The 25,988-nt window shown below is 72.9% G+C and carries 22 protein-coding genes; 8 read left to right on the top strand and 14 right to left on the bottom strand.

Features of this window, described 5'->3' with window-relative positions; genetic code table 11:
• Positions 1 to 105: 105 nt before the first annotated feature.
• Complete coding sequence (locus tag PIR53_20595) at positions 106 to 297, bottom strand: ferredoxin (GenBank protein ID WZH52397.1); 192 nt, start codon at positions 295 to 297, stop codon at positions 106 to 108.
• A gap of 130 nt (positions 298 to 427) precedes the next feature.
• On the opposite strand from PIR53_20595, the gene PIR53_20590 reads away from it, so the two are divergent.
• From PIR53_20590 to PIR53_20570, 5 genes are read left to right on the top strand one after another with little or no spacing between them, the layout of a single operon-like run.
• Positions 428 to 1,108: a hypothetical protein gene (locus tag PIR53_20590; GenBank protein WZH52396.1), complete on the top strand. Its 681-nt coding sequence runs from the start codon at positions 428 to 430 to the stop codon at positions 1,106 to 1,108.
• The gene (locus PIR53_20585) at positions 1,003 to 1,689 is read left to right on the top strand and encodes a cytochrome P450 (GenBank protein WZH52395.1); all 687 of its coding nucleotides are present in this window, start codon (positions 1,003 to 1,005) and stop codon (positions 1,687 to 1,689) included. The genes PIR53_20590 and PIR53_20585 overlap by 106 nt, the downstream gene beginning before the upstream one ends.
• 8 nt (positions 1,690 to 1,697) lie before the next feature.
• Positions 1,698 to 3,392 carry an FAD-dependent oxidoreductase gene (locus tag PIR53_20580; protein ID WZH52394.1) on the top strand — a complete coding sequence of 565 codons (1,695 nt, stop codon included), beginning with the start codon at positions 1,698 to 1,700 and terminating at the stop codon, positions 3,390 to 3,392.
• A 33-nt stretch (positions 3,393 to 3,425) separates the two neighbouring features.
• Complete coding sequence (locus tag PIR53_20575) at positions 3,426 to 4,676, top strand: FAD-dependent oxidoreductase (GenBank protein ID WZH52393.1); 1,251 nt, start codon at positions 3,426 to 3,428, stop codon at positions 4,674 to 4,676.
• Positions 4,673 to 5,911, top strand: a complete 1,239-nt coding sequence (locus tag PIR53_20570; GenBank protein ID WZH52392.1) for an MFS transporter — start codon at positions 4,673 to 4,675, stop codon at positions 5,909 to 5,911. The genes PIR53_20575 and PIR53_20570 overlap by 4 nt, the downstream gene beginning before the upstream one ends.
• Before the next feature lie 165 nt (positions 5,912 to 6,076).
• On the opposite strand, the gene PIR53_20565 is transcribed toward PIR53_20570, so the two are convergent.
• Genes PIR53_20565 through PIR53_20545 form a run of 5 tightly spaced genes read right to left on the bottom strand, consistent with a single transcriptional unit; the run spans position 6,077 to position 11,205 of the window.
• Positions 6,077 to 6,577, bottom strand: coding sequence for a hypothetical protein (locus PIR53_20565; protein WZH52391.1), 501 nt, complete (start codon positions 6,575 to 6,577; stop codon positions 6,077 to 6,079).
• A 23-nt stretch (positions 6,578 to 6,600) separates the two neighbouring features.
• Positions 6,601 to 7,164, bottom strand: a complete 564-nt coding sequence (locus tag PIR53_20560) for a nuclear transport factor 2 family protein (protein WZH52390.1) — start codon at positions 7,162 to 7,164, stop codon at positions 6,601 to 6,603.
• Between the two features lie 41 nt (positions 7,165 to 7,205).
• Positions 7,206 to 9,023 (bottom strand): iron ABC transporter permease, encoded by a 1,818-nt coding sequence (locus tag PIR53_20555; protein WZH52389.1) that lies wholly within the window; start codon positions 9,021 to 9,023, stop codon positions 7,206 to 7,208.
• Positions 9,020 to 10,189 (bottom strand): ABC transporter ATP-binding protein, encoded by a 1,170-nt coding sequence (locus tag PIR53_20550; protein ID WZH52388.1) that lies wholly within the window; start codon positions 10,187 to 10,189, stop codon positions 9,020 to 9,022. The genes PIR53_20555 and PIR53_20550 overlap by 4 nt, the downstream gene beginning before the upstream one ends.
• A 2-nt stretch (positions 10,190 to 10,191) precedes the next feature.
• Entirely contained in the window at positions 10,192 to 11,205 is a 1,014-nt protein-coding gene (locus tag PIR53_20545; protein ID WZH52387.1) for an extracellular solute-binding protein, read from the bottom strand.
• 305 nt (positions 11,206 to 11,510) lie between these two features.
• Here PIR53_20545 and PIR53_20540 point away from each other — a divergent pair, with 305 nt between their 5' ends.
• On the top strand, positions 11,511 to 12,473 hold the full coding sequence (locus tag PIR53_20540) for a type IV toxin-antitoxin system AbiEi family antitoxin domain-containing protein (GenBank protein WZH52386.1): 963 nt from the start codon (positions 11,511 to 11,513) through the stop codon (positions 12,471 to 12,473).
• Positions 12,474 to 12,534: 61 nt separating this feature from the next.
• Here the strand turns inward: PIR53_20540 and PIR53_20535 are convergent, their stop codons facing one another.
• The 4 genes from PIR53_20535 to PIR53_20520 form a co-directional block, all read right to left on the bottom strand.
• Complete coding sequence (locus PIR53_20535; protein WZH52385.1) at positions 12,535 to 13,860, bottom strand: cytochrome P450; 1,326 nt, start codon at positions 13,858 to 13,860, stop codon at positions 12,535 to 12,537.
• A 115-nt stretch (positions 13,861 to 13,975) separates the two neighbouring features.
• Entirely contained in the window at positions 13,976 to 15,205 is a 1,230-nt protein-coding gene (locus tag PIR53_20530) for a sugar ABC transporter permease (protein ID WZH52384.1), read from the bottom strand.
• Positions 15,202 to 16,017 carry an ATP-binding cassette domain-containing protein gene (locus PIR53_20525; GenBank protein ID WZH52383.1) on the bottom strand — a complete coding sequence of 272 codons (816 nt, stop codon included), beginning with the start codon at positions 16,015 to 16,017 and terminating at the stop codon, positions 15,202 to 15,204. Before PIR53_20525 ends, PIR53_20530 begins: the two co-directional genes overlap by 4 nt.
• Complete coding sequence (locus PIR53_20520; GenBank protein ID WZH52382.1) at positions 16,014 to 17,087, bottom strand: substrate-binding domain-containing protein; 1,074 nt, start codon at positions 17,085 to 17,087, stop codon at positions 16,014 to 16,016. Before PIR53_20520 ends, PIR53_20525 begins: the two co-directional genes overlap by 4 nt.
• Positions 17,088 to 17,261: 174 nt before the next feature.
• Between PIR53_20520 and PIR53_20515 the strand changes: the two genes are divergently transcribed.
• Both PIR53_20515 and PIR53_20510 read left to right on the top strand, forming a co-directional pair.
• A complete protein-coding gene (locus PIR53_20515) occupies positions 17,262 to 18,449 on the top strand; it encodes an ROK family transcriptional regulator (protein ID WZH52381.1) in 1,188 nt (395 codons plus the stop codon).
• A gap of 188 nt (positions 18,450 to 18,637) precedes the next feature.
• A complete protein-coding gene (locus tag PIR53_20510; protein WZH52380.1) occupies positions 18,638 to 19,024 on the top strand; it encodes a LapA family protein in 387 nt (128 codons plus the stop codon).
• A gap of 21 nt (positions 19,025 to 19,045) precedes the next feature.
• Here PIR53_20510 and guaA read toward each other — a convergent pair whose 3' ends face one another.
• From guaA to PIR53_20490, 4 genes are all read right to left on the bottom strand, one after another.
• On the bottom strand, positions 19,046 to 20,611 hold the full coding sequence (guaA, locus tag PIR53_20505; protein WZH52379.1) for a glutamine-hydrolyzing GMP synthase: 1,566 nt from the start codon (positions 20,609 to 20,611) through the stop codon (positions 19,046 to 19,048).
• 215 nt (positions 20,612 to 20,826) lie between these two features.
• Complete coding sequence (locus PIR53_20500; GenBank protein ID WZH52378.1) at positions 20,827 to 22,548, bottom strand: GMC family oxidoreductase; 1,722 nt, start codon at positions 22,546 to 22,548, stop codon at positions 20,827 to 20,829.
• The gene (locus tag PIR53_20495) at positions 22,545 to 24,161 is read right to left on the bottom strand and encodes a succinic semialdehyde dehydrogenase (GenBank protein WZH52377.1); all 1,617 of its coding nucleotides are present in this window, start codon (positions 24,159 to 24,161) and stop codon (positions 22,545 to 22,547) included. Before PIR53_20495 ends, PIR53_20500 begins: the two co-directional genes overlap by 4 nt.
• 91 nt (positions 24,162 to 24,252) lie before the next feature.
• Complete coding sequence (locus PIR53_20490) at positions 24,253 to 25,983, bottom strand: glycerol-3-phosphate dehydrogenase/oxidase (GenBank protein ID WZH52376.1); 1,731 nt, start codon at positions 25,981 to 25,983, stop codon at positions 24,253 to 24,255.
• Positions 25,984 to 25,988: the final 5 nt, after the last annotated feature.

The following is a 25,988-nucleotide window of genomic DNA, read 5'->3' as shown; positions in this document are numbered from 1 at the left end:
GGCAGTCGAAGCCGAGGTAGGCGACCCGGCCGCTCGCCGCCATGGCCGCGACGGCGTCGAGCCGGTCGTCGGCGTAGGCCGACCCCGAGCCGAGCCGCAGCACCGTCAGTCGACCTCGATGGCGAGCTCGGGGCAGCTGTCGGCCGCCATCGCCGCGTCGTCCTCGCGGCCGGGGGGCACGGTCTCGCTCTTCACGTAGGCGTTGCCGTCCTCCTCGCGGGCGAAGAAGAGGTCCGGGGCGCTGATGCGGCAGAGGCCGTGGCCCTGGCAACGGTCGTCGTCGACCTTCACGTGCATGGCGATCTCCTGGGGGTCCGTCCGAGTGTGATGCGGTTGACATCGTCGCAATCGAGTATAACCATGATCACATTCGGCGGAAGACCCCAGATCGACCCCGTGATCGACCCGAGGACGAAGGAACGCGACGATGACCGAGACAGCCGCACGCACCCCCGTGGTCACTTTCGACCACAACTCCGAGACGCACTCGGAGGACCCGGCGGCCTCCTACCGGAAGCTCCGCGAGGAGCACCCCGTGGCCTGGACGGACGCCCACGGAGGCTACTGGGTGCTGTCCGGCTACGACGCGGTCTTCGAGGCGGCGCGCGACGACTACACGTTCTCGTCGGCGCGCAACTCGTCGGGCGGCGAAGGCCTCTCGGTGGTCATCCCCAAGACGCCGGCGCCGTTCCACATCCCCATCGAGGTCGACCCGCCCGAGTTCAAGAAGTGGCGCAAGCTGATCAACCCGATCACCGCGCCCGCCGCCGTCGACCGCATGGAGAAGATCGTCAAGCACTTCGTGACGGCCTTCATCGACGACATCATCGAGACCGGCTCCTGCGACATGACCTCGGTCATCGGCGTGCCGGCCATCGTGACCGTCGACTGGCTCGGCTGCCCATCGAGCACTGGAAGACCTACGCCACGGCGTTCCACGCCCTCCTCGTCGCGGTCCCCGGGACCGAGGAGTTCGACCAGGCCGTCAAGGTCGACCTGCCGATGCTGGAGGAGGTCACGCGCGGCGTCATCGCCGAGCGCACCGCCGCGCCGACCGACGACATCATCAGCTACCTCGTGCAGCAGGAGGTCGACGGCCGCCCCGTGACCGCCGACGAGGTCTTCGCGATGGTCGACCTGCTGCTCTCCGGCGGCGTCGGCACCACCGCGTCGCTCGTCAGCAACACCGTCGTCTGGCTCTACCAGCACCAGGACGTCCGCCAGGACCTCATCGACCACCCCGAGAAGCTCGAGCGGGCGCTCGAGGAGTTCCTCCGCTTCTTCTCCCCCACCCAGGCGCTCGCCCGCACCGTGACCAAGGACGTCGAGTTCCAGGGCGCCGCGATGCAGGAGGGCGACCGCGTGCTCATCGCCTGGGGGTCGGCCAACCGCGACGCCTCCCAGTTCGACGCGCCCGACGAGATCGACATCGAGCGCTGGCCCAACCGCCACACCGCCTTCGGCATCGGCGCCCACCGCTGCGCGGGCTCCAACCTCGGCCGCGCGATGGCGAAGGAGCTGCTCTCGCAGATCCTCGGCCGCATGGGCGACTACGTCGTGGACGTCGACAAGCTCGTCCGCTACCCGCACCAGGGCACGAACACCGGCTGGCAGAGCATCCCCGCCACGTTCACGCCGGGGCCGCGGCTGCTCGCCCCCGACGCCACGGCGCACTCCGACCAGGGCTGAGGGACGCCGTGCCCCCGGAACCCACCGAGTCCACGGAGTCCACGGAGCCCACGGAGACCACGGAGCCCACGGGGACGGAGCGGGTCGACGTCGTCGTGCTCGGCACCGGCGCGGCCGGCCTCACCGCCGCGCTCGCCGCGGCGGACGCCGGCGCGCGCGTCGCCCTCGTCGAGAAGGCGGACAAGATCGGTGGCACGACGGCGCTCTCGAGCGCGGTCGTGTGGCTGCCGGCCAACCCGGCCGCCCGCGCCGCCGGGGTGGCGGACTCGCGGGAGGACGCGCTCGCCTACCTCGGCGCCCTCTCCCACGACATGATCCTGCCGGAGCTCGCCGCGGCCTTCGTGGACTCCGTGGACGAGGTCGTCGACTGGATCGAGACCGCGACGCCGCTGCACCTCCAGCTCGTGGCGGGGTTCCCCGACTACCACCCCGAGCACCCCGGCGGGAAGCCGCAGGGCGGCCGCTCCCTGGAGCCCGCCCTCTTCTCCTTCGACGCGGTGCCCGGCTGGAGCGACCGCGTCGTCGGCACCCCCCGCCGCATGAACGTCTCCGACACCCCGACCGGCGGTGGCACCGGCGTCATCGCACCCGACGAGCTCGCGCGTCGCGAGTCCGCGGGGCTCGAGGGGCTCGGCCGCGCCCTCGTCGGCAGCCTGCTCGCGGGCTGTCTCGACCGGGGCGCCGTCCCGGAGACGGGATGGCGGGCGACCCGCCTGCTCACCGAGGACGACCGCGTCGTGGGCGTCGAGCTGCAGGACGCCCACGCCCCCGACGCACCGGTACGCCGCGTGCACGCCCGCGCGGTGGTGCTCGCGACCGGCGGGTTCGAGCACGACGCCGACCTGGTGCGCGACTTCCTCCGTGGTCCGATGACCGCCCCGCCGGGCGTGCCGACCAACACGGGCGACGGACTGCGGATGGCGATGCGCGTCGGCGCCCGGCTGGGCAACATGCGCGAGGCGTGGTGGGTGCCCGTGGTGCGTCTGGGCGACCGTCGCGCCGACGGCGGCCACGACGTCTTCCTCGTGCTCCGCGAGCGCACGCTCCCCCGCTCGATCATGGTGAACGACCAGGGGGTGCGGTTCACCAACGAGGCCGCCAACTACAACGCGCTCGGCGGCGCCTTCCACGCGTTCGACCCGACCAGCTTCCGCTACGCCAACCAGCCCGCGCACCTCGTCTTCGACCACGGCTTCGCCACGCGCTACGGCTGCTTCGGCAACGCCCCGGGCGCCCCCGTGCCGGACGTCGTGCACCGCGCCGACACCCTCGCTGGGCTCGCCGCCGTCATCGGCGTGCCACCGGACGCCCTCGAGGCGACCGTCGCCCGGTGGAACGGGCTCGTCGCCGCCGGGCACGACGACGACTTCGGGCGCGGGGACAGCGCGTACGACGGGTGGTGCGGCGACCGCGCGCAGTACCCGGGCCGCGGCGCGACCCTCGGCCCCCTCGACGAGGGCCCGTTCTACGCCGTCGAGCTGCTCAGCTCGACGCTCGGCACCAAGGGCGGCCCGCGCACGGACGTCGACGGTGCCGTGCTCGACGTCGACGGCGCCGTCATCGAGGGCCTGTACGCCGCGGGCAACGTCATGGCCGCGCCCACCGGCATGGTCTACGGCGGTGCCGGCGGCACCCTCGGCCCGGCGATGGTCTTCGGCTACCGCGCGGGCCGTGCCGCGGCGCGCGTGCCGGCACCCGCCTGACCCCCGCCGTACCCCCCTGCGAAGGAGCGTCCCGTGACCACATCGGCCACATCCCTGGAGAGCACGATCGTCGTCGTCGGTGCCGGTCTCGCCGGCCTCCGCGCCGCCGAGCGGCTGCGCGCGGCGGGGCACACCGGCCGTCTCCTCGTGATCGGCGAGGAGCAGCACGCGCCCTACAACCGGCCGCCGCTGTCGAAGGAGGTGCTGCGCGGCACGATGGCGCGCGACCGCCTGCCCTTCCGCCAGCGGCCCGCCACGGCGGAGGGCGTGGAGTGGCGCCTCGGCACCCGCGTCGCCTCCGTCGACCTCGACGGTCACGTCGTGCGGCTCGACGGTGGCGAGGAGGTGCACTGGGACGGCCTCGTCGTCGCCACGGGCGTCCGCTCGCGGCGGCTCGACCTCGGCGGCGAGCTGCGCTGGCGCCACGCCGTGCGCACGATCGAGGACGCCGAGCGGCTCGCCCCCGAGCTGGCGCCCGGCGCCCGCGTCGTCGTCGTGGGCGGCGGGTTCATCGGCTGCGAGGTCGCCGCGACCGCGGTGACCCTCGGCTGCGAGGTCACGGTGGTCGAGCCGCTCGCCGCGCCGCTGCAGCGCCCCCTGGGCGACCTCGTGGCCCGCGAGGTGCAGCGTCGGCACGAGGCCCACGGCGTGCGGTTCGCGCTCGGCCGCTCGGTCGCCGCGATCGAGGACGCCGGCGAGCACCTCGAGGTGGTGCTCGACAACGGGGCCAGCATCGCCGCGGACGTGATCGTCGAGGCCGTCGGCTCGCAGGCCAACGTCGAGCCGCTCGCCGGGACCGGTCTCGACCTCGCGAACGGCGTGCGGTGCGACGCCGACCTGCACCCGTTGCGTGACGGCACCCCGGTCCTCGACGTCGTCGTGGTCGGGGACGTCGCCCGCTTCCCGGTGGCGGGCTACGGCGACGCCCCGCTGCGCGTCGAGCACTGGACGATGCCGACCGACATGGCCGCCCACGCGGCGGCGAGCCTGCTCGCGGGGATCCGCGGCGAGGCACCGGTCCCGGAGAAGCCGTTCGCGCCGCTGCCGACGTTCTGGAGCGAGCAGTACGGCGTGCGGCTGCAGTCCTTCGGCGTGCCGCACCTCGGCCACGACGACGTGCGGGTGCTCGACGGCGACCTCCACGGGGAGGCGGCGGTCGGCTACCACGACCGCGACGGCCTGCTCGTCGGCGTCGTGCTCCTCGGCCTCGCCAAGCGCATGCTCGACTTCCGCACGGCCGTCACCGAGGCCCAGGGGGCGCGGACCCTCGAGCCCGCGGGGTGAGCGAGGCACCGCTCCCCGCCCCGGCCCCCGCGCGGGACCTCGACGCCCCGCGCCCCTCCCGCCTGCCCGTGGCGGTCGTCGTGGGCCTCGTGGCGGTCGTCGGGCTCAACCTGCGGGCGACGATGGGATCCCTGCCGCCCCTCATCGACGAGATCGACCGCGACCTCGGGCTGTCCAGCACCGAGGCCGGGCTGCTGACGTCGGTGGCCGTGGCCTGCATGGGTCTCTCCGCGCCGTTCGGGCAACGGCTGGCGGCACGGATCGGGTCGGAGCTCGCGACGGGACTGCTCATGCTGGTGCTCGCGCTGGCCGGGCTCCTGCGCCTCGCGCCCCTGGGCGCGCCGCTGCTGTTCGGCAGCGCGGCGCTCGCCGGGGCCGCGATGGGCGGCTGCTCGGCGCTCATGCCGGCACTGATCGCCCACCACCTCCCCCGCATCCGGGGACTCACCACCGGCATCTACTCGACCGGCCTCGCGCTCGGCGTGGCCGTGGCGGCCGGCACGGCGGTGCCGCTGTCCGCCGGCCTCGGCGGCTGGCGGCCCGCCCTCGCCTTCTGGGGCGCCGTCAGCGCCGCCACGGCCGCGCTCTGGCTGCTGCTCACCCCGGCCCTGCGCGGCCCCCGCCGCGACGCGGTCGACCCGGCCGCCGCCGTCCTCGTCGACCACCGCATGCCCTGGCGGTCGACCACGGCATGGCTCGTCGTCGCCTTCACCACCTCGCAGATGGTCATCGGCTTCAGCGGCCTGGCCTGGATCACGCCGCTCTACGTCAGCCACGGCCTCGCGCCCCAGGAGGCGGCGTCGATGTTCGTGGTCTTCCAGGTCGTGCAGGTCGTCACCATGCTGGGGCTGCCCGCCCTCGCCGACCACACCCGCGACCGACGCCCGCTGCTCGGGATCGTGCTCGGCTGCACCGTCGTCGGCATCGTCATGCTCCTCGTCGACCCCGTGGGCCTCGCCCTCCCGACCATGACCCTCTTCGGCATGGGTGTCGGCGGCGGATCGGCCCTGGGCCTGGTGCTCATCACCGACGTCACCCACACGCAGGCGGACGGCGCCCGGCTCGGCGCCATGGTCATCCTCGTCGCCTACCTCGCGGGCGCCCTCGGCCCGCTGGTGCTGGGGGTGCTCCGCGACCTCACGGGGGGCTTCGGCGCCGGGTACGGCGTCATGCTCGCCCTCGCCGTCGTGATGCTGGCCGGGCTGCCGGCGTACCGGCCGGGGCGGAGCATCTAGCGCGGGGCCCCCGCGCGGGTCCGGGTGCCGGTCCGGTGCGGGAGAGAAAACGCGGACAGCGCCACGACCTGGGGAAAGAAAACGCGGACCGGTCGGGGCGACACGCCGAGGCGCACGCCCGTCCGGTCCGCGTTCTCCTTCTCCGGGTGGGGCGGCTCCGAGAGGTCAGTCGAGTCGCTCGACCCCCGCGACCCGGCCGTCCTCCAGACACTGCTCGGCGACGTCCAGGAGGGCGTGGACCTTGCGCAGCTCGGTCACACCCGCGACGACGCTGCCGCGGCGGTGGATCGTGGCCACGACCCGCGTGCTCGCGCCGCCATCGTCAGCGCCGCCGGGCAGCACCTCGAAGCGCCAGACCGACCCCCACGACCACGTGCTCATCGAGGTCTTCACCAGGAGGACGCCGGGGGCGGGACGCTCGCGCACCTTCTCCCGCTCCGCGGCAGCCGAGGCAAGGGCGTCCATGACGGCCGCCGCCGGGCCGGCGAGGTCCCGGACGACGGGACGTTCCCTCAGACGCAACCGCAGGGCCGCACCGACTCCCACCACGATCACGAGGAGGAGGACCAGGAGGCCCGGCAGCCCGCGCCCCCCGAGCTGGTAGCCGGCAACGCCGGCCACGACGGTCCAGAAGGCGGCGGCGATCACGACCAGGACGTCCTTCACGCCCGCCACCCTAGGGCCTCGGCTCAGAGGTAGGCGTGCAGCCAGGAGCTGCCGGTCTCCGCGTAGAGCGCCTCGGGCCAGTCGGACGGTCGCTCGTCGCCGTACGCCCGCACGCTGTTGCGGTCGCCGAGCTGGGAGAGCTGCTCGATGGGCAGGTAGTACATGTAGCTCATCTCGCGCGCCGCGAACTGCCAGCGTCCGTCGTTGCGGACGTACTCGTCCTTGTAGCGCAGCGCCACCTGCATCGCCGTACCGTTGCGGGACACCTCGGCGTGGCTGGCCAGCAGGCCGCGGGCGCGGTCGGGGTCGTCGCCGAAGCGCACGACGTGCCCGTGGGAGAAGTGGTTCGTGGGGCCGAGGGCCTTGAAGCGGCCCAGGTAGGTCTCGACGATCTCGTCGATCCCCGTCGCCGCGAACACCCCGTCGGCGGAGGTCAGCCGGGCGTCGGGGGCGAAGATCTGCCGGATGCCCTTCTCGTCGCGCTCGTCCATCACGTAGCCGTAGAGGACGCCGAGCTCCTGGATCGCGGCGCGGTCCTCGAGCCGGGCGAGCCGCTGCTCGGCGGAGAGCGTGCTGGGGTCGGTCATGGTGCTGCTCCTTCAGTAGGGGCCGGTGAGGTCGGCGGGGGTCAGTGGGTGACGGGCGGGGCGGACGGGTCGGGTACGGCGAGACCTGCGCGCCGCCGTACGCCGGAGGTCGCCCGGGAGCGCTGCCAGCGCGCCAGCCCGAGCGCGACCCCCACGACCACGGTCGTGAGGAGGGTCGTGATGACGGCCATCGCGGCGAGCGGCGGGTAGGTGCCGGTGTTGTAGCGGTCGAGGATGACGAAGCCCGCGACGGGGTTGCCGGTACCCGCCAGCAGGGAGGCGACGGTGACGTCGCCCGCGACCAGCACGAACAGGAACGCCCAGCCCGACGTCAGGCCCGGCAGCATCAGCGGCAGCTGGATGCGCCAGAACGTGCGGCCCTCCGAGACCCCGAACACCGCTCCGGCCTCGCGGAGCTGGGGACCGACCTGCAGGTACGCCGACGTCGCGTTGACGACCGCGTGGGGGAAGAAGATGGCCGTGTAGGCGATGACGAGGAGCAGCGTCGTGCCGCCGAGGCGGAACGGCTCCCCCAGGTACGCCGCGATGAACGCCAGCGTCAGCACCAGGATCGGCACCGCCGCCGGGATGCGCGTCACGGCCTCCACGACGCCCGCCCAGCGGGACGTCTCGCCGTGCGTCATGCGGGCGACGATCGCGGCCAGGGCCATGCCGATCGTCGCGCAGGTGACACCGACGACGACGCTGTTGCGCAGCGCCTCGACCACGATGGCGCTGTCGAGGAGCGCGCGGTAGTTGTCGAGGGTGAGGCTGCCCCACGGGATCGAGGCGGTCCAGTAGCGCTCGAGGGAGACGACGACGAGGGCCAGGATCGGCAGCACGCTGGCGCCGAGCAGGTAGAGCACCATCACGAACCGCGCGACGTGGCGGAACGCGCCGAGGCGGGTCGGCTGGGAGTTGAGGCCCTTGCCGCCGACCGTGGCGTGGCCCGTCGAGCGCACGAGGCGCCGCTGGAGGAGCCAGGCGATGGTCACCATGCCGAGCAGCAGGACGCCGTGGCCGAGGGCCTTCGCCTCGTCGGCCGGGAACGAGCGGGTCATCGCCTCGACGATCTCGACCGACAGCACGTCGACGCCCGCCTGCGTGCCGATCACCACCGGGGTCGAGAAGAGCGCGAACCCGATGGCCATCACGATGAGCAGCGCGCCGCCCAACGACGGTCCGAGGCTGGGCAGCGTCACACGGCGGAAGGTCTCCAGGGGCCCGGCGCCGCTGATGCGGGCGGCCTCCTCGGCGACCGGGTCGAGGTTGCGGAACCCGGCGGCCAGCGTGATGTAGGCGAACGGCACGAGGTCGAGCACGTAGACGAAGAAGAGGCCCTGCCACGTGAAGATGTCGAGCGGGCCGTCGACGTCCATCCCGAACCAGCCGAAGAAGCCCTCGATGGCGCCGTTGAGCAGCCCGGCGCTCGGGGCGGCGAGGAACACCCAGCCGATCGCGCCCGCGACGGGCGGGATGAACATCGGGAGGATCGGGGTCACGTCGGCCAGTGCGCCGATGCGGGCGTCGGTGCGCTCGTTGATCCAGGCCAGCAGCGAGGCGATGAGGAGCGCGGTGATGCCCGCCGGGACGACGAGCAGCACGGTGGTGCGCAGCGTCTCGAGGGCCCCGGGGGCGAGGGCCTCGTCCTTGATGTCACCGAGGATCGAGGGGGTCTGACCGAGCCCCGCGACGTCCCGCAGCAGGATCGCGATCGGGTAGAGGATCGCGAGGCAGACCAGCGCGCAGACCAGCCAGCCGACCAACTTGAACGGGTCGGGCCGACGCCGCGGCGCGCGTCCCGCCGGAGCTGGCGCGGCGTCCGGGCGCCCCGTCCGCTCCAGCGTCGGCGCGCTCACGCGGTCACCAGGTGCAGGTCGTCCGGGTCGAGGTGGAGCACGAAGCGGTGGCCCTCCGCCAGCTCGGCGGAGCCCTGCGGGCGCACCCGCACGACGTGGCCGGCGACGTCGACGAGGTACTGCGTAGCCGCGCCCAGGTAGGCGCTGTCCCGCACGACCCCGTCGAGCTCGTTCACGCCGGCCCGCTGGCCGGGCGCGTCGAGCACGCGCCAGTCCTCCGCGCGCACGACGACCCCGACCTCGGTGCCCACCGCGACCGGCGCGGGGGTGGCGACCACCAGCTCGCCGAGCGGCGTCGCGACCTGCACCCGCGGCGTACGGCCCGGGGCGACGGCCGCGGTGACCGTGCCGTCGAGGACGTCGGCGGTGCCCACGAAGTCCGCGACGTACCGGGAGACGGGGGCGCGGTAGAGCTGGCGCGGGCGGCCCGCCTGCTCGATCTTGCCCTTCTTCAGCACGACGAGGACGTCGGCGAGCTCCATCGCCTCCTCCTGGTCGTGCGTCACGTAGACGGCGGTGAAGCCGAGCTCGCGCTGCAGGGCGTGGATCTCCTGGCGGAGCTGCACCCGCACCTTCGCGTCCACGTTGGACAGCGGCTCGTCGAAGAGCACGACGTCGCTGCCGAAGGCGATGGCGCGCGCCAGGGCGACGCGCTGCTGCTGGCCGCCCGACAACGCCGAGATCGGCTGTCCGGCGAGCTCGGCGATGTCGACCGTCGCCAGCGCCTTCGCCACCCGCTCGCGCACCTCGGTGCGGCTGAAGGACCCGCGGGCCCGCCGGGTGGTCATCGGGAAGGCGACGTTCTTCTCGACGCTCATGTGCGGCCACAGGGCGTAGGACTGGAAGACCATGCCGAGGCGGCGCTGCTGGGGGGTCAGCGACACGCGGCGGGACCGGTCGTAGAACGGCCGACCACCGACGGCGATGGAACCCGTCTGCGGCTCCTCGAGCCCCGCCAGGCAGCGCAGCAACGTGGTCTTGCCGCAGCCGCTGGGGCCGAGCAGCACGCAGAACTCGCCTGCCTCGACGGTGAGGGCGATGTCGTCGATGGCCGGGACCTTCGTGCCGTCGTTGCGCACGTAGGTCTTCGCCAGTCCGGCGATCTCGATGCGGCCGCCGGCGACGCCGACGTCGGTGCGCACCGGGCGCTCGTGGGTGACGGTCATGCTCAGAACCCGAGCAGCTCGTCGATGGTGTCCTGCTGGTCCACCACGTCCGACTCGGCGATCTCGGTGTAGCCCGACGGCAGCTCCATCGCACCCGGCACGCCCTCGAGGACGGAGGCGGCGATGCCGGCCGTGACCCGCTCCTGGCCCTCCATGCTCAGCAGGTAGCTCAGGAAGAGGTACGCCGCGTTGGGATGCGCGGCGTCCTTGACGACGCCCGCGTACTGGTTGACGCCCGAGGTGTCGTCGGGGATGACCAGCTCGAGGGGAGCGCCCTCGTCGATGAGCGGCTGCACGACGGCCTTGAGCGACGGGATGGCCACGTCGGCCTCGCCCGCGACCATCTGCTGGGTGCCGGGCACGAGGCTGTCCACCACGATCGGGTCGAGCGCCCCGAGGTCGGAGAGGAAGTCCTCGCCGTAGGTGTCCATGAGGAAGAGGTACTCGGCGGAGTAGGCGACCACCGCGGTGTCGCCCATCATCAGCCGGCCCTCGAGGGCGTCGTCGGCGACGTCCTCCCAGCCGGTGGGCTGCACGGGGCTCGTGTCGGTGTTGTAGGCGATGCCGAGCGGCTGCACGTTGATGAGGGCGTAGGTGTCGTCGTAGAGGAACTCCTCCGGCCACGCGTCGAGCGACTCGACGGTGTCGTCGGTGAGCTCGGCGAACCAGCCCTGGCTCACGGCCTCCTCCCAGAAGCCCTGGCTCGCGATGTTGAGCACGTCGGCCTGCGGGTCGCCGGCCTGGGCCTCACCGGCGAAGCGGCTGCCGAGCTGGCTGGAGACGCTGCGGATGTAATTGACCTCGATGCCGTACTTCTCCTCGAAGCCCGTCGCGACGCTCTCGATGAGGGCCTCGGGGAGGTCGGAGTACCAGTCGAGCGACCCCTCCTCCTTCGCCGCCTCGACCAGGCCCTCCGCGTCACCGGTGACGACGTCGGCGCTCTCGTCGGACCCGCCGCAGGCGGCGAGCACGAGGGCGAGGGAGGACACGGCGGCGACGACCGGGAGACGCTTCACAGGAGAGCCTGCTTTCGGGTGGAGGAGTCGGCGGGCCGCTCAGGAAGTGGCCCGGGTCACCCGAGTGATCATAATCATTCGCATAGATTTGTCCACCGGCGCAGGCGGTCGGTTCCCCGGTCAGCCGGGGAACACGCCGCTTTGACCATCAACGTTGATGGTCAAAGTGGCGCGTTGATGCTTCAACCCAGCGGTACGCCGCGGGACCGGCCCACTCGTCGTCCCCAGGCCCGCCGTGAGGTGCCCTCATCCCCAGCCGGCATCGCCCACCGCTGGCAGCGGCGCGCCGCGGGAACGGACCGGCCATGCATCCACGACTCCAAGCGCTCGACGCCGCGCAGGGCTACTTCCTCACGCGCGACGCACTCGCCGTCGGCTACACGGCGGCCTCGTTCTACCGCGCGAAGCGGGCGGGGCAGGTCGTCTCGATCCGTCACGGCACCTACGCGTTGCCGGGCTCCTGGGCGACACTCACCGAGCCACAGCGACACCTCGTACGGCTCCGCGCCTCGCTCGAGCGCGCGACCGCCCGCCACGTCGCGTCCCACACCTCGGCTGTGCTCCTCCACACCGACGGTCACTGGGGCCTCGACCTCAGCCACGTGCATCTCACGAACCCGCTGCGCCGCGCCGAACGTCGCGAGTCGGGCCTCACGCACCACCGCGCCACGCTCCCCGAGGAGCACGTGACGGAGGTGGACGGCCTGCCCACCGTCGTACCTGCCCGCGCAGCGGTCGAGCTCTCCACCCTGGTCGACACCGAGCGGACCGTGGTCGTGATGGACAGCCTGCTCCGCGAGGGCACCACGACGAAGGCCGACCTGGACGCGATGATCGAGACCGCGACCGCCTGGCCGGGCACGCTCCACACGGCGCTCGCCGGCCGGCTCGCGAGCCCCCTATCGGGCTCGGTGGGTGAGAGCCGCACCATGTACGCCTTCTTCCGCGGCGGAGTCCCGGCGCCGGTGCAGCAGCACCGCGTGTACGACGGGAGTCGGCTCGTCGCCGAGCTCGACTTCTGGTGGCCCGAGCACGGCTTGGCGGGCGAGTTCGACGGAATGGTGAAGTACGGGCGCTATCTGAGGCCCGGGGAGACGCCGGCCGATGCGCTCGAGCGCGAGAAGGCCCGGGAGGACACCGTGCGCGAGCTGCTCGACTGCGGGTTCATCCGCTACACGTGGCGCGACCTGGACCACCACGACCGGATGGTCGAGCGGACCAAGAGGGCCCTTGGCGGTCGACCACGTGCACTGAACCGACCGCTTTGACCATCAACGTTGATGGTCTAAGTGGATAGTTCCCCGGCTAGCCGGGGAACCGACCGGCCTCTCACCCCAACGGCCGCACGAGCAACCGCTCGACGCCGTACACGATCGACGACCCGAAGTACTCCAGGTCGTCCGTCCCGCGTACGAGCGCGAGGTCGGGGAACCGGCGGGCGAGGGCCGGGTAGGCCTTGCGCAGCTCCATCCGGGCCAGCTCGGCACCGACGCAGCGGTGGATGCCGTGGCCGAAGGCGAGGTGCGACTTGTCCTCGCGGCCCGGGTCGAAGGCGTGCGGGCAGGCGCCCGACGACGACGGGTCGCGGTCGACGGCCGGGAGGTGCACGAGCACGACGTCGCCCTTGCGCACCTGCTGGCCCGCGACCTCGACGTCCTTCGTCGCGAACCGCGGGAAGGCGACCTGCACGACGGAGAGGTAGCGCAGCAGCTCCTCGACGACGGCGTCGACGTCCGCCTCACCCGCGGCGAGCTGCTTCCAGGTCTCGCGGTGCTCGAGCAGCACGGCGCTGCCGAGCGCGAGCATGCCGGCCGACGTCTCCATGCCGCCCGTGAAGGCGCCGTCGGCGAGACCGCCGAGGTCGTAGTCGCTGATCTCGTCACCGTGGTCGCGCACGATCTGGCCGATGAGTCCGGGACCGGGGTCGTGCCGCTGGCGGGCCGTCTCGGCGAGCAGGAACTCGCGCGAGCCGGAGATGGCGCCGAAGGCGCCGATCCCGCCGCTGGAGACGTCGAACCGGGCGGAGCCGAGCTCCTGGAAGATCGCCCGCCGCTCGTCGGAGAGGCCGAGCAGCTCGCAGATCACGAGGAACGGGATGGGGAAGCTGAACAGCTGCACGAGGTCGACGACGCCGTCCTCGGACTCCCGGGCGGCCGCCTCGATCTCGTCGAGCTGCCGCTCGATGATCGCGTCGACGAGCAGCTCGAGGCGCTGCAGGCGACGGCGGGTGAACTCGGGCGTCAGGTACTTCCGCAGCCGCGTGTGGTCCGGCGGGTCCGTGAACCCGAGCCCGCCGATGTCGCCGCCGTCGGCGCCGGCCTTGCCGACGTAGGGCCGGATGTCGGTGGAGTACGCCGCGCCGCGGTCGACGAGCACCTCGTGGCCCGCGTCGTACCCGGTGACCAGCCACACCTTGATGCCGAGGAACGTGGTCAGCAGGCTCACCGGGTGCTCGGCCCGCATCTCCTCGAGCCGCCCCGGCGGGTCGAGCGCCTCACGCTCCAACGGCCAGCCGAGGCTGGCCGGCACGCGGTCGATCTTCGACAGGTCGACGCGGCCGCCGACCTGCTTCAGCACGAACCCCCGCACCCCGGTCTGCACGCCCGCCAGCACGCGCGCCGGCGCCTGGCGGAGTCCCCCGAACAGTCTGCTCACGGGAGCAGTGTGCCGAACGCGGGCCGGGGGCGCCTCTCCGGCACGCCCATGGCCGTGCCCCGAGACGCCCCCGGCTCCACCCCTGCTCTGAACCGACGCCGGGGTACGACGCGCGCTAGCCGCGTCCGCTCGCCGACCGCGCCCGACGGGCGACGGAGTCGATGGCGACCGCCAGCAGCAGCACGCCGCCGGTGACCATGAAACGGACGGAGGAGTCGACCCCGACGATGTTGAGGCCCGACTGGATGGCCTGCAGGACGATGATGCCGAGCATCGCGGCGTACGCCGACCCGCGCCCGCCGAAGAGGCTGGTGCCGCCGATGACGGCCGCGGCGATCGCGGTCAGGTTGGTGTCGGTCGTGCCCGTGGCCTGCGAGACCGAGGTCTGCTGACCGGCGGCCAGCAGGCCGCCGAGCGCGGCGAGGGTGGAGGTCAGCACGAAGACCGACACGTAGATCCGCGTCACCTTCACGCCCGAGCGGCGGGCCGCCTCCTCGTTGCCGCCGACGGCGAAGACGTGCCGTCCCCACCGCGTACGGCGCAGCGCCAGGTCCATCACGACCACGAGGGCCGCGAAGAGCAGGAAGCTGTAGCTCCAGCCGCGGTCGACGCCGAGGTACCACGTCAGCCAGCCGAGCCCGGCCGCCAGCGCCAGCGCCTTGAGGCCGACACCGAGCAGGGACGGCGCCGACAGGTCGGCCGCGCGACGCTGGCGGATCGTCCAGAGGCGGGACGCGACGTACAGCGCGACGACGACCGCCACGCCGACGTACGCCGCGGCTCCGCTCACGAAGCTGAACCGGGCGAACTCGGTGAGACCGGAGCCGTCGGGCAGGTTGATGGTGCCGTCGGAGCCGAGCACGTAGAGGAGCACGCCCTGGAAGCCGAGCAGACCGCCGAGGGAGAACACGAAGCTCGGGATGCCGAGCACGGTGTAGAGGAACGCGTAGGCGATGCCGACGACCGCGCCGACCGCGATGCCGGCGAGCAGGCCGACGAACGCCGGCTGGCCCTCCTTCACCACGAGCACCGCCATGATCGCGGCCGCCATGCCGGAGACGGAGCCGACCGAGAGGTCGATCTCGCCGAGCAGCAGCACCAGCACGATGCCGAGCGCGATGATCCCGACCGGTGCCGCGTAGGTCAGGATGTTGACCATCGAGAACGACGACAGGAACCGCGGGTCCAGGCTGTAGAAGACCGTGCAGATCACGATCAGGCCGACGACCACCGGCAGGCTGCCGAGGTCGCCGCCGCGCAGGCGGTTCCAGACGACGTCGAGGGCGCCACGGGCGCCGCGGCTGCGGACGAGCCGCTCGTCGGCGAGGTCGGCGGCGACGGTCATGGGCGGGCTCCTGCGGGCGAGTCGGAGGGATGGGCCGGGCGTTCCCCGGCGCCGGTGATCGCGGCGACGAGCTGCTCGGTGGTCACATCCGCGGCGTCGAAGCGCGCGGCGTTGCGGCCCAGGCGGAGCACCTCGATGCGGTCGGCGACCGCCAGCACGTCGGCCATGTTGTGGCTGACGAGGATGACGCCGAGGCCGGTCTCGCGCAGGCGCCCCACGAGGGAGAGCACCTCCGCCGTCTGGGCCACGCCGAGGGCGGCGGTCGGCTCGTCGAGGATGACGATGCCGGGGTCGCCGACGAGACTGCGGGCGATCGCGACGGTCTGTCGCTGTCCGCCCGAGAGGGCCGCGATGGGGATGCGGACCGACGGGATCTTCGCGGAGAGGCGGCGCAGCAGCCGCCACGCCTCCTGCTCCATGTGGACCTCGTCGAGGAGCACCCCGCCCGCGGTGCGCTCGCGACCGAGGAAGAGGTTGGCGACGACGTCGAGGTTGTCGCACAGCGCCAGGTCCTGGAACACGGTCGCGATGCCGAGCTTCTGCGCCTGGCGCGGACCACCCACGACGACCTCGCGGCCGTCGAGGGTCATCGTGCCGTCGTCGGGCTGGTAGACGCCCGAGATGATCTTCACGAGCGTCGACTTGCCGGCGCCGTTGTCGCCGACGAGGGCGACGACCTCGCCCTTCGCGACGTCGAGATCGATGGCGGACAGCGCCTGGACGGCGCCGAACCGCTTGCTGACCCCGCGCAGCGACAGGGCGGACCCCGTCGCTGCGCGGGTCGTCTTGCTGAGCTCCACGGCCGAGCTCACGCCCCGATGCCGGCGGCGGTGCAGGCGTCGGCGTAGTCCGCGGTGCAGATGTCCTCGACCGAGTAGAAGCCGTCGGCGATGACCGTGTCGTTGACGTTGTCCGCCGTGACGACGATCGGGTCGAAGATGAACGAGGCGACGCCCTCGTAGTCGGTCGTCTCGCCGACGTCCTCGCCCTTGGCGAGGGCCACGGCGACCTCGGCGGCCTTCTCGGCCTCGACCTTGATGGGCTTGTAGATCGTCATGGCCTGCTCACCGGCGACGATGCGCTGGATGGCGGCGAGCTCCGCGTCCTGGCCCGTGATGGGCGGCAGCGCGGTCGGGTCGACGCCCGCACCGGTCAGCGCGGCGATGACGCCGCCGGCCTGGCCGTCGTTCGCGGCGTACACGCCCGCGATGTCGCCGGCGTCGAAGCGCGCGAGCTGGTCGGTGGTCCAGGTGCGGGCGTTGTCGGGGCTCCAGTCGGGGTTGTCGTACTCCGCCAGCACCTCGAGGCCGCTCGCGTCGATCGCCTCGTGGGCGCCCGACTTGAACTGGGCGGCGTTGGGGTCGCTGGGCGCGCCGTTGAGCATGAGGATGCCGCCGGTGCCGCCGGTGGCCTCGACGAGCGCCTCGCCCTGCATGCGGCCGACGGTCTCGTTGTCGAAGGAGAGATAGTAGTCCGCGCCCTCGATGAACCGGTCGTAGGCGATGACCTCGGCGCCCGACTCCTGCGCGGTGCGGACCATGCCGCCCGCGCCGGCGCCGTTGACCGGGTCGAGCACGATGACGTCGGCGTTCTGCGAGATGGCCGAGTCGACCTGCTGGGTCTGCTTCGCCTCGTCCTGGTCGGCGTTGAAGTAGACGACCTCGCACTCGTCGCCGCAGACGTCCTGCACCTTGGCCTCGAAGAGCGGCTTGTCGAAGGCCTCGTAGCGCGTGGTGCTCGACTCCGGCAGCAGGAGCGCGATGACCTTGGTGTCGCTGTCGCCCTCCTGGGCGTCGTTGGCGCCGCAGGCGGCCAGCAGGCCGACCCCGACGACGATCGCGGCCGTGCTGACGATGCCGCGCTTGATCTTGCTGCTGGACATGGACTCTCCTCGTGGACCGGGTGCGACAGCACCGTCGCGTGGTAACGGTCGGAGTGTTGTGCGCCACAGCCCTTGTCGTCAAGACATGAACGCAAAATCGTTACCAGCGAGTTTCGAGCCCGGTTTGAGAACATGTCTTGACGGTTCGTGACCTCACACGTCAGGGTGACGCCCGTGTCCACCCCCGACCTCCGTCCGGCCGCGCCCGGCTCGACCGCCACGCTGCGCACCGCCAACCAGCGGCGCGTGCTCGACGTGCTGCGGGCAGCCGGCAACGGGGCCGAGGTCGACGACGCGCCGCCGCCGACGCAGGCGGAGCTGGCGCGGGTCACCGGGCTCGCGCCCGCCACGGTCTCCAACATCATCCGCGACCTGGCCGCGGCCGGGCTCGTGGCCACGGAGCCCGGCAGCGGCCGCCGGGGCACCGTCGTGCGGCTCTCCCCGGGCGCCGGTCTCGTCGCCGGGGTGGACTTCGGCCACAGCCACGTCGCGGTCGCCATCGGGGACGTGACGGGCCACCTCGTCGCGGAGCAGCGCCAGCGGCTCTCCCCCACGCACTCGCACACCGAGGGCCTCGCCATCGCGACCGCCCTGCTCGACGGGCTGCTCGCGGCCCAGGGCCTCGACCGCACCGCGCTGCGCACGGTGGCCACCGGCCTGCCGGCCCCCATCAACCAGCGGGTGGTGGCGGCCGCGGCGATCCTCCCCGGTTGGGTCGGGGTCGACGCGCTCGCGGCCTGCGAGGAGGCCTTCGGGGTGCCCGTCACCGTCGAGAACGACGCCAACCTCGGCGCGCTCGCCGAGCACCGGCTCGGCGTCGCCCGCGGCGAGGACAACTCCTTCTTCGTGAAGATCTCCTCGGGCGTCGGTGCCGGCATCGTCATCGACAACCGGCTCTTCCACGGGTCCGGCGGGGCCGCCGGCGAGATCGGCCACCTCACCCTCGACGAGCGCGGTCCCGTCTGCCGCTGCGGCAGCCGCGGGTGCCTCGAGGCCTACGCCTCCGTCGGCAGCGTCCTGGCGATGCTGGCCGACCAGCTCCCCGGCGCCACGCTCGACGACGTCGTCGCCGCCGCCCAGGGCGGCAACGTCTCCGCCCAGCGCTCGCTCGAGGACGCGGGCCGCCACATCGGCTGGGCGCTCGCGAGCGTCGTCAACCTGATGAACCCGGGCGTGCTCGTCGTCGGCGGCGACATGGCGCGGGCGGGCGACCTGCTCCTGGAGTCGGTACGCCGCGAGCTGCGCCGCCACGTGCTCGACGCCGTCGCGGCGACGCCCGTGGAGCTGTCCGAGCTGGGCGAGCGGGCCTCCCTGGTCGGGGCCGTGCTGCTGGCGGCGGAGCTGACGGACCTGCTCGTCTGAGGCTTGCTGCCGCGCGGGACCCGCCCGGCGCGCGGAAAAGTGCACCTGGGACCCGCCCGGGCCGGTCCCGGGTGTCCCAACGTCCCATTTCGCGACAACGCTCGACGCAGCCGTCACGCCCGCCGGACGCCGGACGCCGGCCCCGAACGCCCTCCGGTTCGGAGGCCGGCGCGGCTAGATTCGACGGCATGACCGTCCCCCAGGCGTCCCCCGCCGGCGATCCCGCCGTTCCCCCGACCGCGCCCCCGCCCCCGCCGCCGCCCCCGAAGGACGCCGAGCGTCCCCACGACGACCCCCTGCGCGGCTCGCGCACGAGCGGCCTGTGGATCGGCGCCGTCGCGCTGGGCGTGCTCCTGCTGCTGCTCGTCGTGTTCATCGCGCAGAACACGGAGCAGACCACGGTGCGGTTCTTCGGCTTCGAGGGCCGGGCCCCCCTCGCCGTGTCGCTGCTGATCGCGACCGCCGCGGGCATCCTGCTCACCGCGATCGCCGGCTCGCTGCGGATCTGGCAGCTGCGGCGCCGCACGCGCAAGGAGGTCGGACGCGAGCCGCACCGGGCCCGCGGCCGCCGCTGACCTACGACCGGAGGGTCGGGGTCACTCCCACTCGATGGTGCCCGGCGGCTTGCTCGTCACGTCGAGCACGACGCGGTTGACCTCGGCCACCTCGTTGGTGATGCGGGTCGAGATCCGCTCGAGCACGTCGTACGGCAGCCGGGTCCAGTCGGCCGTCATGGCGTCCTCGCTGGAGACGGGACGCAGCACGACGGGGTGACCGTAGGTGCGGCCGTCGCCCTGCACGCCGACCGAGCGGACGTCGGCGAGGAGCACGACGGGGAACTGCCAGATCTCGCCGTCGAGCCCGGCGGCGGTGGTCTCCTGCCGCACGATCGCGTCGGCGGCGCGGAGGATCGCGAGGCGCTCCTCGTCCACGGCACCGATGATGCGGATCGCGAGGCCGGGGCCGGGGAACGGGTGCCGGGCGACGATGGCCTCGGGGATGCCGAGCTGGCGGCCCACCTCGCGCACCTCGTCCTTGAACAGGGTGCGCAGCGGCTCGATGAGGGAGAACTCGAGGTCCTCCGGCAGGCCGCCCACGTTGTGGTGGCTCTTGATGTTGGAGGTGCCGGCGCCGCCGCCGGACTCGACGACGTCGGGGTAGAGCGTGCCCTGCACGAGGAACTTCACCGGCGGGCCCGGCGTCGCCAGCACCTCGCGCTCGGCGGCCTCGAAGACGCGGATGAACTCGCGGCCGATGATCTTGCGCTTCGTCTCCGGGTCGGTGACCCCGGCGAGGTGCCCGAGGAACTGCTCCCGGGCGTCGACGACCTTGAGGTCCACCCCGGTCGCCGCCACGTAGTCCTGCTTGACCTGCTCGGCCTCGCCCTCGCGGAGCAGGCCGTGGTCGACGAACACGGCGGTGAGCTGGTCGCCGATCGCCCGCTGCACGAGCGCCGTCGACACGGCGGAGTCCACGCCGCCCGAGAGCGCCGAGATGACGCGGGCGTCGCCGACCTCGGCGCGGATCCGCTCGACCTGCTCCTCGACGATGTTGACCATCGTCCAGGTCTGGCGGCAGCCGGCGATGTCGACGAGGAAGCGCTCGAGCACCTCCTGGCCGTGCTCCGAGTGCAGCACCTCGGGGTGCCACTGCACCCCGGCGAGCCGGCGGTCGGTGTTCTCGAAGGCCGCCACGGGCGTCACGTCGGTCGACGCCAGCACGGCGAAGCCGTCGGGGGCCGCGGTGACGGAGTCGCCGTGCGACATCCAGACGCGGTGCTCGCCCGGCAGGTCCGCCAGCAGCGTGCCCGGTTCCCCCACCGTCACCGGCGTGCGGCCGTACTCCCGCGCGCCCGTCGGCGACACCGTGCCGCCCAGGTTCTGCGCCATGAGCTGGAAGCCGTAGCACATGCCGAAGACGGGCGTGCCCGCCGTGAAGAGGTCCGCGTCGATGCGGGGCGCTCCCTCGGCGTACACGCTCGAGGGGCCGCCCGACAGGATGATGGCCGCCGGCTGCTTCGCCAGCATCTCCGCGACCGGCATCGTGTGCGGGACGATCTCGGAGTAGACCCGGGCCTCGCGCACGCGGCGCGCGATGAGCTGGGCGTACTGGGCGCCGAAGTCGACCACCAGGACGAGGTCGTGGTCGGGGGCAGACGACATCGAGGGCCTTTCACTTGCCTGCGGGGACCCGCGGAGTCTAGCCCGCAAACGCGTCAGGGCCCGGCCGGGGAGGGAGGGTGGCCGGGCCCTGACGGTCCTGTCGACTGCGCGCAGCCCAGGACGACCGGGCCCGGGCTGGGAGGGAGCAAACATGCCGGACCCGTCCAGCACAACGAGGCCGCGTGACGTGGGTTACGTGGTCCGTCGAGGAGTTTCTAGCTGACCCCGACGATGGGCAGCCGCAGCGCCGCCGGCGCCTCGGCGGGCACCGCCGGACGACGGGGCGCGACCGCTCCGACGCGCTCGTACGCCGCGCCCAGCGGTGGCCGCGTGTCCGCCTCGCCCTTGTTGGGCCAGAAGGCCATCGCGCGCTCGGCCTGGGCGGTGATCGTCAGCGACGGGTTCACTCCGAGGTTGGCCGAGATCGCGGAGCCGTCGACGACGTGGAGCCCCGGGTGCCCGAACATCCGCTGGTAGGGGTCCACCACGCCGGTCTCGGGCGACTCCCCGATCGTGCAGCCGCCGATGAAGTGCGCCGTGAGCGGCCGGTTGAACGGCTCCCCCACGGTGCCGCCCGGCTTGCCGCCGATCATGGCCGCGATGCGACGCGTCGCCTCGTTGGCGATCGGGATCCACGTCGGGTTCGGGGCGCCGTGGCCCTGCTTCGACGACAGCCGCCAGCCGAACGGGGTGCGCTTCGGGAACGTCGTGATGGAGTTGTCGAGCGTCTGCATCACGAGCGCGATGACCGTGCGCTCCGACCAGTGCTTCATGTCGTAGAGGTCGAGGACGTTGCGGCGCTCCCGCCACAGCTCCTTGAGCCACGTCTGCCACCGGGGGCCGGGGCCGTCGCCGTCCGTCAGCACCGTCTGCATGAGCGCCATCGCGTTGGAGCCCTTGCCGTAGCGCACCGGCTCGATGTGCGTCACCGGGTCGGGGTGCCACGACGAGGTGATCGCGACGCCCTTGCTGTAGTCGGTCGAGAGGTCCGGGGCGAGCGCCCCGAGGATCGACTCCGAGTTGGTGCGCGTCAGCACGCCGAGCCGGTCGGAGACCCCGGGCAGGTCGCCCGTCGCCTTGAGCCGGTGGAGCAGCTTCTGCGTGCCCAGGGCCGCCGCCGAGAAGACGACCTGCTCGGCCGTGTAGCTGCGCACCGCCGAGCGGCGGGACAGCTTCGCCTTCGTCCAGCGCACGTCGACCCGGTAGCCGCCGCCGGCCAGCGGGCGCACCCGCGTCACCGTCGTCAGCGGGTGGACCGTCGCGCCCAGCTGCTCCGCCAGGTAGAGGTAGTTCTTCACCAGCGTGTTCTTCGCGTTGTGCCGGCAGCCCGTCATGCACTCGCCGCAGTTGCGGCACGTCGTACGGCGCGGTCCGGCCCCGCCGAAGAACGGGTCCTCGACGTCGACGCCTCCCTCCTCGGCCCCGCCGTGCTCGGGCCCGCCGAAGAAGACGCCGACCGGGGTCGGGTGGAACGTGTCCCCGACGCCCATCTCCTCGGCCACCTTGAGCATGACGTCGTCGCTCGCGGTGCGCACCGGGTTCTCGACCACGCCGAGCATCCGCTTGGCCTGGTCGTAGTAGGGCGCGAGCTCCGACTTCCAGTCGGTGATGTGCGACCACGAGGGGTCGTCGTAGAACGCGTCGAGCGGCTCGTACAGCGTGTTCGCGTAGACCAGCGAGCCGCCGCCGACACCCGCGCCGGCGAGGATCAGGCAGTCCTTGATCGCGTCGATCCGCTGGATGCCGTAGCACCCCGCCTGCGGGGCGAAGAGGTACTTCTTCAGGTCGAACGACGTCGACGCGAAGTCGGCGTCCTCGAAGCGGGCGCCCGCCTCGAGCACCCCGACCTTGTAGCCCTTCTCCGTCAGGCGCAGCGCGGAGACCGAACCGCCGAACCCGGAGCCGACGACGAGGACGTCGTAGTCGAAGCCGCTCACGCGCGTCCCGCCTTCTTGAGGAGCCGGAGGCTGAGGTTCATCACCTTCGCGTAGGACTCGTCGGAGAGACCGAACGACGGGGCGATCGGCACGAGCCGCTGCGTCGCCACCGACTGCGTCTCGGTGTAGCGCAAGAGGCCCTCGGCGCCCTGGCGACGCCCCATGCCTGAGGACCGCATGCCGCCCATGGGGGCGCCCAGGGAGGCGAAGGTCGCGGCGAACGCCTCGTTGACGTTGACCGTGCCGCACTTGATGCGTCGCGCCAGCGCACGGGCGCGCTCGCCGTCGCGGCTGTAGATCGACGCGTTGAGGCCGTACTCCCCGTCGTTGGCCCGCGCGACGGCCTCGGCCTCGTCGTTGAAGCGGTAGAGCGCCACGACGGGGCCGAAGGTCTCGTTGCCGAAGCAGGTCATCTCGGGCGTGACGCCCTCGAGGATCGTCGGCTCGTACATGAACGGACCCAGGTCGGGACGGGCCCGCCCGCCGGCGAGCACCGTGGCGCCCTTGGCGACGGCGTCCTCGACGTGCTTCGTCACCGTCTCCAGCTGGTTCGCGTTGATGAGCGAGCCCATGTCGTTGCCCCAGTCGAGGGTCGCCCCCAGCGTGAGCGCCTGGGTGCGGGCGACGAAGCGCTCGACGAACCGGTCGTAGACCTGGTCGGCCACGAACATCCGCTCGATCGAGACGCAGAGCTGCCCCGCGTTGGAGAACGCGGCCCGCACGGCCCCCTCGGCGGCCTTCTCCACGTCGGCGTCGCGCAGCACGAGCAGCGGGTTCTTCCCGCCGAGCTCGAGCGAGCAGCCGATGAGGCGCTCGGCGGCCCGGGTGGCGACGCGGCGGCCGGTCGCCGTCGAGCCGGTGAAGCAGACGTAGTCGGCGCGGTCGATGATGGCGCCGCCGATCTCGGCGCCCGGGCCGGCCACGACCTGCCACAGGTCGCGCGGGAACCCCGCCTCGTCGAGGAGCTGCGCGGCGAGGAGCGCGCTCAGCATCGTCTGCGAGTCGGGCTTGGACACCACGGCGTTGCCGGCCGCGATCGCCGCGATGCCGTCGCAGAGCGCCATGGTGAACGGGTAGTTCCACGGCGAGATGACGCCGACGACACCCTTGGGGATGCGGTTGACCTCCACCCGCGTGAGGCCCGGGATGACGCCCGGCACGCGGCGCGTCTCGAGGTCCTGGCGCAGCGTGCGCCCGTAGTACCGTGCCGTCAGCGCGATGTGCAGCGGCTCGTCGAACGCGTGCTTGCGGGCCTTGCCCGACTCCCACACGATCAGGTCGAGGATCTCCTCCTGGCGGTCGAGCACCAGGTCGTGCAGGCGCAGGAGCAGCTCCTGGCGGTGGGCCAGCGACGTGCGCGCCCACGCCTCCTGGGCGCGGCGGGCGCGGGCGAACGCCTCCGCGACGTCGGCCTCCGAGGACTGCGGCACCTGGGCGAGCGGCGCACCCGTCAGCGGGGTGCGGGTGAGGACCGTCTCGCCGGTCGTGGCGAGCAGGCGTGCGGTGAGGGCGGCGACCTGGTCCGGCTCCAGCGCGTACGCCGCGGTGGGGTCGTGCTCGGGGTCGCCGGGCCCCGTGACGAGGGGACCGCCGGCCGGGATGGAGTTGCTCATGTACCGAGAGTATGTCCGCGACGGCGTGTGTTCTACCTCTCGGTAACAATTGGCCGCTCTTGACAACCTCGCCACGGATGTCAAGCAGCGCTCAGACCAGGTCGCGCACCTGCACCCGCGCCTCGTCGGCCTCCTGGTCGGTCGCTTTGCGCTGGCTCTGCCGCTCCGCCTCCACGCGGCGCAGGTAGTGGTCGACCTCCTCGTCGGTGCGCGCGGCGCTCCACCCGAGCTCGGCGGCCATCAGCTCCGCGACCGTCCGCGCGGCCGCCGTGCCCCGGTCGAAGGTCTCCACCGAGATCCGGGTGCGACGTGCGAGCACGTCGTCGAGGTGGCGCGCGCCCTCGTGGGTCACGGCGTACACCGCCTCGGCGGCCAGGTAGTCCGGGGCCCCGGCCAGCGGCTCGGCGAGCTCCGGCCGGGCGGCCACGAGGGCCAGCAGGTCGTCGACGAGCGCGCCGTACCGACCCAGCAGGTGGTCGATCCGCGCGACGTGCAGCCCCGAGCGGCGCGCGAGCATGACGCGCTGGTTGGAGCGGGTCTCGAAGCCGTCGGCCCCCAGCAGCGGCACCCGGTCGGTGATCGACCCCCGCACCCCGCCCGCGTCGCTCAGCGACGGCGCCGCGGCGTCGACGGCGTCCTTCGCCATGACGCGGTACGTCGTCAGCTTGCCCCCGGCGATCATCACCAGGCCCGGGACGGGGGCGACGACCGTGTGCTCCCGGCTGATCTTCGAGGTCGGCTCCGACTCGCCGCTCAGGAGCGGGCGCAGCCCGGCGTAGACGCCCTCGACGTCGTCGTGGTCGAGCGGCTCGCGCAGGAGGGTGTTGACGTGCGCCAGCACGTAGTCGATGTCGGCCCTGGAGGCGGCCGGGTGGGCCTTGTCGAGGTCCCAGGCGGTGTCGGTCGTGCCGATGATCCAGTGCCGTCCCCACGGGATCACGAAGAGCACCGACTTCTCCGTCTTGGTGATGAAGCCGGCCTCCGAGCGGATCCGGTCGCGGGGCACGACGAGGTGGATGCCCTTCGACGCCCGCACGTGCAGCGCGCCGCGGCCGCCGACCATCTCCTGGATCTCGTCGGTCCAGACGCCGGCGGCGTTGACCACGACGCGGGCGCGCACCTCCAGGTCCGCGCCGGTCTCCAGGTCGCGGGCGCGCACCCCCACCACCCGCTCCCCCTCGCGCAGGAAGCCGGTGACCTTCGTGCGGGTCGCGACGTGCGCCCCGTGGCGGGCCGCCGTGCGGGCGATCGTCGTCACCAGGCGGGCGTCGTCCACCTGCGCGTCGTGGTAGCGGATCGCGCCGGTCAGGTCGTCCGTGCGCAGGTCGGGCGCGATGCGGGCGACCTGCCGCCGGAAGAGGTGCCGGTGCCGCGGCACGCCCATGTCGTGCCGCCCCAGCGCGGCCATGGAGTCGTAGAGCGCGAGCCCGGCGCCGACGTAGGGCCGCTCCCACGTGCGGCGCAGGGGGTAGAGGAACGGCACCGGGCGCACCAGGTGCGGCGCCAGCCGCGTGAGCAGCAGCCCGCGCTCCTCGAGCGCCTCGCGCACGAGGCCGACGTCGAGCATCTCGAGGTAGCGCAGCCCGCCGTGCACCAGCTTGCTGGAACGGCTCGACGTGCCCGACGCGAGGTCCCGCTGCTCGACGAGGGCGGTGCTCAGGCCGCGGGTGACGGCGTCGAGGGCCACCCCGGCCCCGACCACGCCTCCCCCGACCACCAGCACGTCGAGCTCACCGGCACCGGGGTCCGCCGTGCCGGCCAGCGCGCCGAGGGCCGCGTCGCGCGCGGCAGGGCCGAGGACTCCGGGAGGCGTCGCCGTCATGTCCC

Origin of the sequence: Nocardioides alkalitolerans (genome assembly GCA_038184435.1) — a bacterium.
Classification (GTDB): Bacteria; Actinomycetota; Actinomycetes; order Propionibacteriales; family Nocardioidaceae; genus Nocardioides; species Nocardioides alkalitolerans_A.
Note: the sequence above shows the minus strand (reverse complement) of the source record. Positions and strands in the feature narration are given on the sequence as shown.